The sequence below is a fragment of the Anaerophaga thermohalophila DSM 12881 genome (assembly GCF_000191885.1).
GTDB lineage: Bacteria > Bacteroidota > Bacteroidia > Bacteroidales > Marinilabiliaceae > Anaerophaga > Anaerophaga thermohalophila.
The window spans coordinates 179,546-194,295 of record NZ_AEWI01000001.1; the positions used below are offsets into that span (position 1 = coordinate 179,546).

Annotated in this window: 12 protein-coding genes; 11 read left to right on the plus strand and 1 reads right to left on the minus strand. The window is 41.6% G+C overall.

All coding sequences use genetic code 11. From position 1 onward, the window contains the following. Positions 1 to 55 precede the first annotated feature (55 nt). The 11 genes from ATH1_RS0100870 (at position 56) to ATH1_RS0100925 (ending at position 13,444) form a co-directional block, all read left to right on the plus strand. On the plus strand, positions 56 to 1,093 hold the full coding sequence (locus tag ATH1_RS0100870) for a sugar kinase (RefSeq protein WP_010416273.1): 1,038 nt from the start codon (positions 56 to 58) through the stop codon (positions 1,091 to 1,093). Positions 1,094 to 1,155: 62 nt separating this feature from the next. Further along, positions 1,156 to 1,836, plus strand: a complete 681-nt coding sequence (locus ATH1_RS0100875) for a bifunctional 4-hydroxy-2-oxoglutarate aldolase/2-dehydro-3-deoxy-phosphogluconate aldolase (RefSeq protein ID WP_010416276.1) — start codon at positions 1,156 to 1,158, stop codon at positions 1,834 to 1,836. After that, positions 1,833 to 2,687 (plus strand): SDR family oxidoreductase, encoded by an 855-nt coding sequence (locus ATH1_RS0100880; protein ID WP_010416278.1) that lies wholly within the window; start codon positions 1,833 to 1,835, stop codon positions 2,685 to 2,687. Before ATH1_RS0100875 ends, ATH1_RS0100880 begins: the two co-directional genes overlap by 4 nt. Before the next feature lie 182 nt (positions 2,688 to 2,869). Then, positions 2,870 to 3,952, plus strand: a complete 1,083-nt coding sequence (locus ATH1_RS0100885; RefSeq protein WP_010416281.1) for a sugar kinase — start codon at positions 2,870 to 2,872, stop codon at positions 3,950 to 3,952. Between the two features lie 388 nt (positions 3,953 to 4,340). Then, a complete protein-coding gene (locus ATH1_RS0100895) occupies positions 4,341 to 5,615 on the plus strand; it encodes a nickel-dependent putative hexonate epimerase (protein ID WP_010416285.1) in 1,275 nt (424 codons plus the stop codon). Between the two features lie 487 nt (positions 5,616 to 6,102). Beyond that, positions 6,103 to 7,557, plus strand: coding sequence for a decarboxylating NADP(+)-dependent phosphogluconate dehydrogenase (gene gnd / locus ATH1_RS0100900; protein ID WP_010416288.1), 1,455 nt, complete (start codon positions 6,103 to 6,105; stop codon positions 7,555 to 7,557). A gap of 163 nt (positions 7,558 to 7,720) precedes the next feature. Further along, positions 7,721 to 8,749, plus strand: a complete 1,029-nt coding sequence (locus ATH1_RS18725; protein ID WP_010416291.1) for a TRAP transporter substrate-binding protein — start codon at positions 7,721 to 7,723, stop codon at positions 8,747 to 8,749. A 28-nt stretch (positions 8,750 to 8,777) separates the two neighbouring features. Then, complete coding sequence (locus tag ATH1_RS0100910; RefSeq protein WP_010416294.1) at positions 8,778 to 9,260, plus strand: TRAP transporter small permease; 483 nt, start codon at positions 8,778 to 8,780, stop codon at positions 9,258 to 9,260. A gap of 7 nt (positions 9,261 to 9,267) precedes the next feature. Continuing rightward, entirely contained in the window at positions 9,268 to 10,572 is a 1,305-nt protein-coding gene (locus ATH1_RS0100915) for a TRAP transporter large permease (protein WP_010416296.1), read from the plus strand. Positions 10,573 to 10,662: 90 nt separating this feature from the next. Further along, entirely contained in the window at positions 10,663 to 11,706 is a 1,044-nt protein-coding gene (locus ATH1_RS0100920; RefSeq protein WP_010416298.1) for a LacI family DNA-binding transcriptional regulator, read from the plus strand. A 487-nt stretch (positions 11,707 to 12,193) separates the two neighbouring features. Beyond that, a complete protein-coding gene (locus tag ATH1_RS0100925) occupies positions 12,194 to 13,444 on the plus strand; it encodes a tagaturonate epimerase family protein (RefSeq protein ID WP_010416300.1) in 1,251 nt (416 codons plus the stop codon). Positions 13,445 to 13,828: 384 nt separating this feature from the next. Here ATH1_RS0100925 and ATH1_RS0100930 read toward each other — a convergent pair whose 3' ends face one another. After that, complete coding sequence (locus tag ATH1_RS0100930; protein WP_010416302.1) at positions 13,829 to 14,698, minus strand: DUF4861 family protein; 870 nt, start codon at positions 14,696 to 14,698, stop codon at positions 13,829 to 13,831. Between the last annotated feature and the right edge of the window lie 52 nt (positions 14,699 to 14,750).

Genomic DNA, 14,750 nt, shown 5'->3' on the forward strand with positions numbered 1-14,750 from the left:
TTAGGCAATAGGGGTTAGGCAATAGGGGTTAGTTAATAGTATTAAAATAATGATCATGTCAAAAAAAAGAGTTGTAACATTTGGAGAGATTATGCTCAGGCTTTCGACGCCGGGATTTCTACGTTTTTCGCAGGCTACATCATACAATGCCAATTTTGGCGGCGGCGAAGCCAACGTTGCTGTTTCTCTTGCAAATTACGGTATAGAATCACGTTTTGTGACCCGTCTCCCCAATAACGACCTGGGAAGAGCCTGCCGAATGGAGCTCGAAAAATATGGCGTGGACACAAGCAAAATAAGCCATGGCGGAGAACGTCTGGGAATTTATTTTCTTGAAACAGGTGCCGTAGCGCGTCCCGGCAAGGTGATTTATGACCGTGCTCACTCTTCGTTTGCAACAGTAGGTTCCGGCCTGTTCGACTGGGATGAGATTTTTAGGGATGCTGACTGGTTTCACTGGACAGGCATAACGCCGGCAGTGTCACAGGGTGCAGCTGATGCATGCCTCGAAGCTGTCAAAACAGCGAACAAAAAAGGAATTACTGTCTCTTGTGACCTCAATTACCGAAAGAACCTTTGGAAATATGGCAAAAAAGCCAATGAGGTAATGCCCGAATTGGTGTCGGGATGTGACATAGTGCTCGGAAACGAAGAAGATGCCGAAATGGTACTTGGCATAAAACCCGAAGGAGTAGACATCACCAGTGGTCAGGTAGAAGCAGAAGCTTACCGCAGTGTTTCCCAACAAATAATGAAGCAGTTTCCCCGGGTTAAAAAAGTAATTACAACATTAAGGGGTTCAATCAGTGCCAGCCACAACAGCTGGTCGGGGGTATTGTATGACGGTAAAAATCTTTACACCGCACCTACTTACCAAATAACCCATATCGTTGACCGCGTGGGTGGCGGTGACTCTTTCATGGGCGGTCTGATTTACGGTTTACTGACCTACAATGACGATGAAAAAGCCCTCAGATTCGCCACCGCGGCTTCTTGTCTGAAGCATACCATCCATGGCGACTTTAACCAGGTAACTGTAGAAGAAGTTGAAAAACTGGCGGGCGGTGATGCTTCAGGGAGAGTGTCTCGTTAGTTTTATTCGAAGAACACATTTACAGCAATCCGAAAATTGTCTGAAACCAAACAAAAAAAAGAATGGCAAAATATACAAGAATAGAAGTATTCCTTACAATGAAGGAAACGGGTGTTGTTCCTGTTTTTTTTCATGCCGACCTGAGTATTGCTAAAAAAGTATTAAAAGCATGTTACGACGGAGGTATCCGGGCATTTGAATGGGTAAACAGGGGCGATTTCGCCAATGAAATTTTCAGCGAACTTAACAAATATGCATTGAAGGAACTTCCCGGAATGATACTGGGTGCAGGCTCGGTTGTTGATGAGGCAACGGCCGCCATATACATTCAGGCGGGAGCGAATTTCATAGTATCTCCGCTTCTTAACGAAAACATAGCACGTATCTGTAACCGTAGAAAAATTATGTGGGCCCCCGGTTGCGGTTCTGTTTCGGAGATTGGGAAAGCTGAAGAACTGGGTGCAGAAATCGTAAAAATATTCCCGGCCTCCGAAGTAGGCGGTCCCTCGTTCGTTAAAGCCGTGAAAGGGCCCTGCCCATGGACCAACATCATGCCTACCGGAGGGGTCGACACATCAAAAGAGAACCTTCAAAGATGGTTCGAAGCCGGTGTTACCTGCGTGGGAATGGGCTCAAAACTATTCCCGAAGGAAATTATAGAAAAAGGTGATTTTGAAACACTTACAACGAAAGTAAAAGAACTGACCAAAATAATTCAGGAAATAAAATCTGCAAATTTATGACAACACCAATTAAAGACTTGAATCTCGAAGGAAAAGTGGCTGTTATTACCGGTGGTGGCGGAGTCATCTGCTCAGTAATGTCCAAAGCACTGGCCATGAAAGGTGTAAAAACAGCCATCCTCGACCTTAAAAAAGAAAATGCCGACAAAGTCGCTGATGAAATCAGGGAACAATATGGAACCAAAAGCATTGGAATCGCCGCCAATGTATTAGACAAAAGCAGTCTTGAAGCAGCCAAAAAAGAAATCAATGAAAAGCTTGGTTCCATAGACTATCTGATTAACGGGGCGGGCGGAAATGCTCCCACAGCCACCTCGAAAGTAGAAAAAATTGAGCCTTCGGATATGGAACACCTGGAAGATACATTCTTCGGACTGGAACTGGAAGGCTTCGAAAAAACCTTTGATCTCAATTTTAAAGGAACGCTGATCCCTACCCTCGTTTTTGCACGTGATATGGTCAAAAAACAAAGAGGTGGCATTGTTAATATCTCTTCCATGAATTCGTACCGGCCGCTTACAAAAATTCCCGCCTATTCGGCCTCAAAGGCAGCTATTAACAACTTTACGCAATGGTTGGCTGTTCATTTTGCAAAAACAGGTGTAAGAGTAAATGCCATTGCCCCGGGCTTTTTGCTTACCAACCAAAACCGTTTCTTATTGGTTGATGAAAAGACAGGGGAATCAACAGCCAGAGGTAAAAAAATCATCAACGGTACTCCCATGGAACGTTACGGAACTCCTGAAGAACTTACCGGAACTTTGGTATTTCTGCTTTCCGACTGGTCGGAATTCATCACGGGAATTGTTGTGCCGGTAGATGGCGGATTTAGTGCATATAGCGGAGTATAATAAGATACAATAGGTCATTAGATTTTTAGATATAAGACAAAATATTATTTTTATTGAATTGATACCAAGCACATTAACCCAAACGTAACTGATTAATACTTGAATTTTGTTCTATGAGCCCGGTCTAAAAAGCATCTTTATTAAAAAATTTATCGGTTTACCGAATAATAAATCAACAGATTATGAATATAATACAACTCAGAAAAGATTGCAAATATGCAATGGTGGTACCAACCAGCATGGGTGTAAGAATCACTCCCGAAAACGGACAACCGGTTCACAGTAGTGACATTTACAAAATGCAAGCCACCAGTGCCGAGACTAATGTGGCCAGTATCTCATCCTATCTTGGATTACCTGTAAAAGTACTCACCACATTCGTAAAAGGGAGTCCGGTTGCAGCATTCATCAAAAGCAATCTTCGAAGCCGACACATGGACTACGAAGGAGTTGAAGTAGAACAGGGAGGCCCATGGGGATACCGTCATCAGTTTAACATTGCTGACAGTGGTTATGGCGGACGTGGCCCCCGCGTCCACAACGACAGGGCCGGCGAAGTAGGACGAACGCTTAACGCTAAAGATTTTGATCTGGAACGTATTTTCGGGAAAGAAGGCGTTCAGATAGTACATCTATCGGGTTTGATCGCAGCATTGTCACCCGATACCGGCAATTTCTGCCTCGAACTGGCGAGGGCTGCAAAGAAACATGGAACAGTCATATCTTTCGATTTAAATTACCGGGCATCCTTCTGGGAAGGACGAGAAAAAGAGTTACGCGACATCTTTTCAGAGATTGCATCAGTATCAGATGTTTTGATTGGCAATGAAGAAGATTTTCAGTTATGCCTGGGAATTGAAGGCCCTGAAGCAGGCGGAAAAGAAATTGCCGATAAGATAGACAGCTTTAAAGAAATGATTAAACGGGTGAAGCAAACATTTCCGAATGCGTCGGTTTTTGCAACAACATTGCGTCAGGTTATCAGCGCTAATGAGCACCTGTGGGGAGCAATAATGTTACAGGGTAATGATTGGGAAGTCATAGAACCGCGTCCCATTCGTGTCCTCGATCGCATTGGCGGAGGCGACGGCTTTGTTGGTGGCCTGCTTTACGGCATACTCAGAGGTTGGGAACCCGAAAAATGGGTCCAATTCGGATGGGCAACCGGTGCATTGGCCACGACGTTTCTTACCGACTATGCACAACCGGCCGACGAAGAAATGGTCTGGAGTCTCTGGAGTGGTAATGCAAGAGTCAAAAGATAAACAGCCAGTTAAGAACAAATGCCCCTTGGTTATTCCTTTAAACAAGAGACTGTCAGATTCAATAGATGCGCACCGTCTAAAAAGCATTTTTGTTGCCAAACTCGTTGTTGATTTAAATTTTTGCATCCTCATTAACAACAAGTTAACTCCGGTACAAAAATTTTAAACGCCTTGATTTTGACAAAAATATGCTTTTTATACTGTACTCATAGATCATTATATTTTTTTAGATATCTGTCCGGGGACAGGCAGATCAGATGTAACAAGATGAATGCAATGGCATTGGAAATCAGAATCTGAACACCAATATGCATTCAAACACAAACAACTGATTTAATGGCTTTTGAAAAAAATTAACGGCTTATTGTCAATTATTTAATTTACCGATATGATTTATTATCAACGCGGCTCGGAAAATGATGTTTTAGGTCCACAAGACCTGAAAGAGGCCTTATTTTCGGCTCTTGACAAACTTGGTCCAAGGGGAAAAGTACTGGCAGTTCCCCCCGATTATACCCGCTTTCACTCGAAAGCCGGCGAATTAACAGCCAATGCGTATGAATATTACGGGGATAAACTGACCGATGTATTACCTGCCCTTGGCACTCATAGCCCAATGACAGAACAGCAGATAAGCCACATGTTTCCCGGAGTACCCGGAAATCTATTCCGGATACACGATTGGCGTAACGATGTGGTTACCCTTGGAATAGTTCCCGGCAGCTATATTTCGGAGATTACAGGCGGACGTATTGATTACGACTGGCCCGCGCAAGTCAACAAGATGGTAAACGAAGGGGGACACGATCTTATATTGTCAATCGGACAGGTTGTTCCGCATGAGGTAATAGGAATGGCCAATTACAACAAAAATATCTTTGTTGGCACAGGAGGATCCGAAGGCATCAACAAAAGTCATTTTATCGGCGCAGCCTATGGCATGGAAAGAATTATGGGACGAGCCAACAATCCGGTAAGAAAAGTGCTGAATTATGCTTCAGAAAAATTTGCTTCACATTTGCCAATTATTTATGTTTTGACCGTTATTGGTCATGACGATAAAGAAGGCCTTGTGGCCCGCGGCATATTTATCGGTGACGACGAAGAAGTATTTGAAAGAGCATCAGACCTTTCCATCAAAGTGAACTTTGAAATGGCAGAGGAACCACTGAGAAAAGTAGTTGTATTTTTGGATCCATCAGAATTTAAAAGCACATGGTTGGGAAATAAAAGCATTTACCGTACCAGAATGGCTTTGGCCGACGGAGCTGAACTTATCGTATTAGCACCGGGTCTGAAAGAGTTCGGAGAAGATGCTGCTATTGACAAATTGATTCGTAAATACGGATATCGTGGAACACCGGCAACGCTAAAAGCCACCGAAGAAAATAAAGATTTACAGGAGAACCTTGGCGCTGCCGCACATCTTATTCATGGCAGTTCCGAAGGACGATTCTCCATAACTTATTGCCCCGGCCATCTTTCCAAAGAAGAGATTGAATCTGTCAATTTTAATTATGCACCACTTGAAAAAATGATGACAAAATACAATCCGGAAAAACTTAAAGAGGGAAAAAATATTATGCCGGATGGCGAAGAAATATTCTTCATTTCCAATCCGGCCCTGGGTTTATGGGCACACAAAGATCGGTTTACCGAATGACAGACAGAAGTTTGACAGGCAGGAAACAAATGGAAAAAACATAGGTATGGAGTGGCTGAATAGCGGGAAAGTAAAAGGATGAAACGAGCATGACAAGGTTTGTCTGAAAAGAACATGTATAATTAACCTCTAATCATTTAAGAAACCAAAAACAGGTAACAGATTCTTCGTCGTTACCTCCTCAGAATGAAAAGAGGCCCTTTGTCATTCTGACGAAGGGGGAGAATCTAAAAAAGCAAACAGACTAAAATGTGATTTTTATTGATGTTAATAAAAATAATCTGTGTTCATCTGCGTCAACAGTGGTGAACTCTCAACCTCAACCTCAACCTCAATCTCAACCTCAACCTTACTTTGCTGTTTGTCATTCTGAGCAGAGCGAAGAATCTAATATTAATTAAAGCATGATAAGTTGCATTATTTCAATAACTTATACTAATTTTACACGGATAAAGAAACTAAAATAAATAACAAAAAACAGACAGTTATGAAACAATTATCAGACATAGGACTAATCGGACTGGCCGTGATGGGAGAAAACCTGGTACTCAACATGGAGAGCAAGGGTTTTCAGGTATCAGTTTTCAACAGAACAACAGAAAAGGTAGATAATTTCATCAATGGCCGGGCTAAAGGGAAAAACATTAAAGGGACTCATTCCCTTGAAGAGCTGGTGCAAACACTGGAACGGCCACGCAAAGTAATGATGATGATCAAAGCAGGGGAAGCAGTGGATAAGCTCATCGATAATCTCATACCTCTGCTTGAGCCGGGCGACATCATTATCGATGGTGGAAACACTCACTTCCCTGACACCACGCGTCGCACAAAATATGTCGAAAGTAAAGGATTGCTTTATATAGGCACCGGCGTTTCGGGTGGTGAAGAAGGCGCTTTGCACGGGCCGTCCATAATGCCGGGAGGTTCACCAAAAGCCTGGCCTGAAGTAAAACCCATATTTCAGTCAATTGCCGCCAAAGTAGAAGACGGCACCCCTTGCTGCGACTGGGTAGGTGAAAATGGTGCCGGGCATTTTGTAAAAATGGTGCATAATGGCATCGAATATGGTGATATGCAAATTATCAATGAAGCTTATCACATAATGAAAGAGCTTTTGGGTATGTCGCCCGACGAAATGCATGAAGTATTCAAAGAATGGAATGAAGGTCCCCTCAATTCTTACCTTATAGAAATAACACGTGACATATTAGCATTCAAAGATGAAGACGGTGAGCCGCTTGTAGAAAAAATTCTGGACACAGCCGGCCAAAAAGGAACCGGAAAATGGACCGGCATTTCTGCTCTTGAACTGGGGATTCCTCTTACACTGATAGGCGAAGCTGTTTTTTCAAGATGTCTTTCTGCCATAAAAGAAGAGCGTGTAGAGGCCTCAAAAGTTTTGAAAGGGCCAAAACCGGAATTTAAAGGAGACAGAAAAGCGTTCCTGAAGGATTTACACGATGCTGTATATGCTTCAAAGATCATCTCTTATGCTCAGGGATATGCTTTGATGGGCGCTGCAGCCAAAGAGTACGGATGGAACCTGAATTATGGCGGTATAGCACTGATGTGGCGCGGCGGATGTATCATCCGGTCTGTTTTCCTTGCTAAAATCAAAGAGGCTTTCGACGAAAATCCAAATCTCACCAACCTGCTGTTGGCACCATTCTTCAAAGAAGTAATCCATAAAGCACAAGAAGGATGGAGAAGAGTTGTTGCAAAAGCCATTGAAAACGGAGTTCCTACGCCAGCATTTGCCTCAGCTCTAAATTACTACGACGGCTACAGGCACGATCGTCTGCCGGCTAATTTGCTACAGGCACAACGTGACTATTTTGGCGCGCATACCTATGAACGTATAGACCAACCACGCGGCAAATTCTTCCACACCAACTGGACGGGACATGGCGGAACCACCGCCTCGAGTACCTATAATGTTTGAGTGCAGTCTAAAAAGCCTTTTGACCCCTAAATCCCCTAAAGGGGACTTTTTCAAACTGCTGATTTTTAGCAGTTCCCCTTTAGGGGTCAGGGGTAAAAATGGTGCAAATCAGCAGTTTGGTACCTTATGAACAGACACTAATTATCCGGAAAACTTTAAAACAATGTATAAACCAATTTCATTAATTTTTTCCGTCCTTTTTCTCATCACCGGAGGTTGCGGATTACAAAGTGATGTGAAAGTATTAAAGCTGGGCCATACTCTCGACCAGAAACATTCGGTGCATATAGCCATGGAGGCAATGGCTGAACGGGTTGAAGAGTTATCGGACGGGAAACTAAAAATAGATATCTATCCCGGCGGGATTTTAGGCTCCGAACGAGAAAGTCTGGAACTCCTGCAATTGGGCAGTCTTGATATAACAAAAGTCTCTGCAGCAGCACTGGAAGGTTTTGTAGAGGAATACAAAGTTTTTGGACTTCCTTATCTTTTTCAAAGTAAAGAACATGCTTTTAAAGTGCTCGACGGACCAATCGGACAAGAAATACTGAATAAAGGTGACAACTACTGGTTATCAGGCTTATGTTTTTACGATGCCGGTGCCCGTAGCTTCTATGCGTCAGTACCGATTAGAAAACCCGAAGATTTAAACGGACTTAAAATAAGGGTAATGCAAAGTATAACCTCCTTTGCCATGGTGCGGGCAATGGGTGGTTCTCCAACACCAATTTCCTGGGGCGAACTTTACACAGCTCTTCAGGGAAAAGTAGTGGACGGAGCAGAAAACAATCCGCCAAGCTTCTACCTTTCCCACCACTATGAAGTTTGTAATTATTATACGCTTGACGAGCATACCAGAATCCCCGATGTTCTTATCATTAGCACACACGTCCTCAAAAAACTTTCGGAACAGGAAAAAGAATGGTTATACCAGGCTGTTAAGGAATCGGTTCAGGTACAAAGAAAAGAATGGGATAAATCTGAACGTGAAGCACTCGAAGCAGTTCAGAAAGAAGGTGTTGAAATTATTCGACCTGACAAACAACCATTTATTGATGCGGTACAAAGCACTTATGATCTGTACAAAGACAATGAAAAAGTATGGCCATTGGTTGAAAGAATCAGAACGGTCGCTCCAGCCAGAACTTTCCCGGCTGAATCAGAGGGAAATGCTGAAGAAGAAAAAAAGTAATCAAAGTAGTATTTGAAAAAATTGAGTCATGAATCTCAGACAAAAAATAGACAAGATACTTGAAGTTTTTCTGGTCGTAATAATGAGTGCCCTTGTCATTGATGTTGTATGGCAGGTAGCCAGTCGCTATATTTTTGGCAATCCCAGCTCCTTTACCGATGAGTTAGCCGTATTTTTACTGATTTGGGTTGGCATGGCAGGAGCTGCTTATGTAAAAGGGAAAAACGAACACCTGGCCATTGATATTTTACCCGACAAATTGAAGCCAGTAAACAAAAACCGTCTACTTATATTCATCAATATCCTTATCATTATTTTCAGTATTACAATAATGATTGTAGGCGGGACATGGCTGACTTATACACGGTTCCAGATGGGACAGGTTTCATCAGCCTTACAGGTACCCCTTGGATATGTATATATGATATTGCCTATCAGCGGTTTACTAATGTTATATTACAGTATTGACGACATAATAAAACTTAACAAAGAAATCAAAAATATAAAATAGAACTATCATGGAAGTTGGTGTTTTAGGCATATATGTGCTGATATTTACTTTTATCTTTTTCCTTGTTATCGGGACACCCATAGCCTATAGTATTGGATTGTCGGCAATGGCAACGATGCTGGTAAGTTTCGATACCTTACCGGCTTTTGCAACAATGGCTCAGCGAATGGCCACAGGACTTGAGAGTTTTTCACTTCTGGCCATACCGTTTTTCATACTGGCAGGACAATTAATGAATTCGGGAGGTATCGCGATGCGACTTATAGAATTTGCAAAAGTGATTGTAGGACGTCTTCCGGGAGGTTTGGCAATGGTGAACGTAGTAGCGAATATGCTTTTCGGAGCAATTTCAGGGTCCGCAGCAGCATCAGCATCCGCTATTGGGACCATCATGGGCCCGCCAATGGAAAAGGAAGGCTATGACAAAAACTTCTCGACAGCAATCAATGTAACATCTGCAACAACCGGTTTAGCAATTCCACCAAGTAATGTACTCATTGTATATGCCCTTGCAAGTGGAGGAACTTCAATTGCTGCATTGTTTTTGGCAGGTTACATACCAGGTATTTTAACCGGACTGGCATTAATGTTAGTAGGAGCCATATACGCAAAAAAGAAAAAATATCCCATTGCAGATAAAATTCCGTTCCGTCAGGCAGTTAAAAAATTTATAGATGCCATCCCCAGTCTGGGTATGCTGATTGTAGTAATCGGCGGAATTATATCCGGTATTTTTACCGCAACAGAAGCAGCAGCGATTGCAGTCGTTTACAGTTTAATTCTGGCGCTGGTGTACAAAGAAGTAACAATTAAGGACTTACCTGAAATTATCATAAAAACCATCAGAACCGCCGGAATGGTGTTATTCTTAGTTGCTGCTTCAATAGGCTTGTCATGGATAATGTCATTCGAAAACATTCCAAATGTCGTTAGTCAGGCATTACTTTCATTAACATCAGACCCATTCCTTTTGTTGATAATTATCAACTTACTGCTCCTGATTGTAGGTGTTTTCATGGACATGACCCCGGCAGTGCTGGTATTTACACCAATATTTTTGCCCATCGTGACCACTCAGCTTGGTTTGGATCCAATTCATTTTGGATTGATTCTAATATTGAACCTTAATGTCGGACTGTGCACACCTCCTGTAGGATCCGTATTATTCGTGGGCTGTAGTGTATCAAATCTGAAAATCCAAAACTTAATCAGACCTTTGATACCTTTCTATATAGCAATGATAATAGTGCTGCTCCTTGTAACTTTTATTCCGGAAATATCAATGTGGTTACCATCCATTTTGGGATACTAAGATTTTTTCATTATAAAACATGCCGGCAAAACGCTTAAAAAACGGAGTCATTCCATCAATGAAATAATTACCGGCATCTTTCTACAGACAATGAAGCATATAAGAATTAAGGACATAGCCGAAAAAGCCAATGTATCCATAGGTACAGTTGACAGAGTTCTTCACAATCGTGGAGAAGTGGCGGAAAAAACACGCGAAAAAGTACTTGCCATTGTCAAGGAGATGAATTACCAACCAAATATCGTTGCCCAGGCCCTTACAACAAGAAAAACATACAAAATTTCTGTTCTGATTCCACGGGGCGGAAACGACAACATTTACTGGCTGGCTCATCCAAAAGGTATTGAAAAAGCTGTGCATGAGTTGCAACCATTCTCCGTCGAAATCGACTACCGTTTTTTTGAACTTCACAACGAAAGGGAATTTCAGAAACGTACGGAGGAGATATTAAACAATGCTTCCGATGGCGTTATTTTGGCACCCATTCTCAAAAAAGAGACCATTCAGTTTTGCAAAAAGCTGGACAACCGGGAAATACCCTATGTCTTTATCGACACTTTTATTGACAATACAAAATGCATATCTTTTATAGGGGAAGATGCCTTTCAGGGAGGAAGAGTAGCTGCCAGTCTGATTGATTTTGGAGTATCCCCGGAAAAAGACATTCTCATCGTAAATCTGGCTAAAGACCTGGAAAACACTCACCACCTGAATCGAAGGAACCAGGGGTTTCTGAGTTACTTCCTCGATACCGGAAAAAACAACGGGATGAAAATTACCGTTGAAATTCCGGTGACCAATCAAAATGTTGTTGATGAAAAAATGGATCAGATCATCAAGCAAAATCCAAATATTGGAGCGATTCTGGTTTCAAGCGCAAAAACCCATGTGATAGCGAGTTATATAGAAAAAAGGAAACTTGAAACCATACTCGTTGGTTATGAATTAACGCGTAAAAATGTTGATTACATGAAAAAAGGAATCATCCATTTTTTGATTGGGCAAAAACCAATGGAACAATCCGAAAAAGCAGTTAAAAGACTCTTTGAATACCTGACCGCGCACAATATCACGATGAAACATGAATTTCAGCCTGTTGAAATCATCAATACCGAAACACTTGTAATGTATTAAATTAAAGAAACAAAAAACAAGGAACAAATTTTTCGTCGTTACCTCCTCAGAATGACAAGTGGCTCTCTGTCATTCTGAACGAAGTGAAGAATTAAAAAAAAGCAAACAGGCTAAAATGTGATTTTTATTGATGAGCACAGTCTAAAAAGCATCTTTATTGCCAAACTCGTTGTTGTTTTAAATTTTTGCATCCTCATTAACAGCAAGTTAACTCCGGTACAAAAAATTTAAAACGCCTTGATTTTGACAAAAATATGCTTTTTATACTGTACTCATTGATGTTATAAAAAATAATTTTTGTTCATCTGCGTCATCTGTGGTGAACTCTCAACCTCAACCTTAACCTTAACCTTAACCTTAACCTTAACCTTAGCTGTTTGTCATTTTGAGCGGAGCGAAGAATCTGACCTCTAATCATCTGACATCAATTAAAGTATGATAAGATAAGTCCCGATAAATAACTTAAGTAAAATTAAATTATATACTGATGAAAAAACTGACAAAATATTCGTTTGGCATGGGTGACCGGTTCGCCCATGAGGCCGGGTGGCAGCTTAAAACCATTTTAGAAGCAGAAAAAAATGGCATTGAAGTGACTCCGGTATGGAACAAATCGAATCGTGAACATACCACCATCGGAAGTAAACCTGCAGACACTCTGAAAGCAGCCGAACAAGCCATCAAAGCAGCCGGATTTACCAAACCATGGTTCATTGATGCCGACCACATAAATCCGGACACCGTCGATCGATTCCTGGATAGTTCGAACTTTTTCACCATTGATGTGGCAAGTTATATCGGCAAAAAAAGTGATGCCCCGGAAGAAGATGCTTTCGTAGATAAAATGAAAAACTACATCGGAACCATCAACATTCCAGGAGTTGAGACGCCTTTTACTGTTTCTGAAGAACAACTGCGTAAAATCTGCGCTCAGTATCTCCATGCGGCCAAAATGGCAGGCGAAACATACAAACACATCGAAGCATCGAAAGGAAAAGGGAATTTTATTACCGAAGTATCGATGGACGAAGTGCCGGCCCCGCAAACACCGACAGAGTTATTTTTTATTCTCGCAATGCTGGCACATTACAATGTTCCTGTACAAACCATTGCTCCTAAATTTACAGGACGGTTCAATAAAGGCGTCGATTATGCAGGTAACCTTGAAACCTTCAGGAAAGAGTATGAAGCCAACCTAATGGTGATCGATTACGCCATAAAAAAATTTGGCCTTCCGTCAGAACTAAAACTAAGCATTCATTCCGGCTCTGATAAATTTTCAATATATCCGGTTATTAAGGAGTTGTCGAAAAAACACAATAAAGGTTTTCACCTGAAGACTGCTGGCACCACCTGGCTTGAAGAAGTCATAGGACTCGCTCTTGCCGGTGGAGAAGCACTGTTATTTGTTAAGGACCTTTATTCACGTGCCCTTACAAATATTGAAAAGCTGTGTGCACCGTACGCCGATGTTATCGATATTGATGAAAGTAAATTACCATCGGCAATGGAAGTCAAAGAATGGACGGGAGAAGAATTTGCCAGTGCATTGCGCCATATTCCTGACAACCCACGATACAATCCAAATTTGCGGCAATTGGTGCACGTAGCATACAAGCTTGCTGCAGAAAAAACAGATACTTTTAACTCATTTCTGGAGAAACACTCCGATATAATCGGGAAATGTGTTTTCGAAAATCTATATGAAAGACATGCCAAAAGACTTTTTTTAGATTAATTACGAAGATTGTGTATTGCAAACCTTGAGTTTTTTTGAAACGAATTTAACTAATTGTTAATGAGTAGTTAAAATTCTATGTGACAATGAGGGGGTTGTCTAAAAGCTTTGTGACACCTTTATACATACTTTATAATACTCTGTGTAATTCATTATTTCACAGAATTTCAAGAAGTTGACACAGAGTCCCATAGAGAGTAATAATTCGTCTTTTTAGACCCCCCTCTTCATTAACAGAATTGGTGGTGAAAGCCAATATTTCTAAATGAGGATGACACAGTTTTTTTGAACACTCCCGAGGCCGGGAGCAACCGGTAACCAGCAGAATAAAAATTCCTACCCAAACCCATAGATTATTTCTTTCTATCATGATAACTTCTTAGTTCAGTTCAGGGATAAACCATTGAGATACTTCACGAAAGCATCCATATTATTAAGCTCTGATTCTCTTTCGCAGGCAGAAGTGATCCAGGTTGAAATATACTTGGTGGGTTTGGAGATCAATTCAAATTGCTTCGGTGCTTTGGTAATACTTTCAAAATCATCCGGATTGAAAATGATGGCTCCGCCGATATTCAGCTGAAAGGCAGCTACATCCTCAGGATGAATCCCCCAGGTACAGATATAATTATCTGCTTGTCTGGTTTTCGTTGTTTCATGATAATTAATGCCGGTAAAAAAATAAACAGGTTTACAACTCAGGGCAAAAGCCTCGACTTTTGCTTCCCGGTGACCGGAAAAAACAGTCACACGCACCAATACATCAATGGTATCCCCCATATAAGGAATGCCCTCTGACAACATTTCCATATAAGAGATGCCTGGCTCTTTCTTAACCCTTGCAATGCGTCTGGATACCGGATTAAGGAACATCTCTTCCTGTGTTTCCGGATTCCATAAACGGACGCCTCCCAAACCCACAGTGGAACCCACTTTGTACTGATCAGCGCCCCAGCCTTGTTTCTGCTGTTCTTCGGTTGGATACCATTCCGCTTCGGCAAGCTCAAGGCCCGGCCTGGTTTTATTGTAGACATCTATGGCCACTTTATGATCAAAATAAAGTCGCAGTGCCAACCATTCGTTTTCGATGGCCGGTCCATGATGTTTCACTTTGTTATACAGATCACCGGTTTCCGAAATAATTACAGACTCCTGCTTTTCTGAATCTTTCCACATCAAACTTACATCTGTCTGATTTTGGGCAACAACACCCAAGCTAACAAACAGCATTAATGTAAAAATCGAATTTTTCATAATACTATGCTTTAACTTATTTTTGAAAATTATTGTTTTTTCTTCAGTGCAT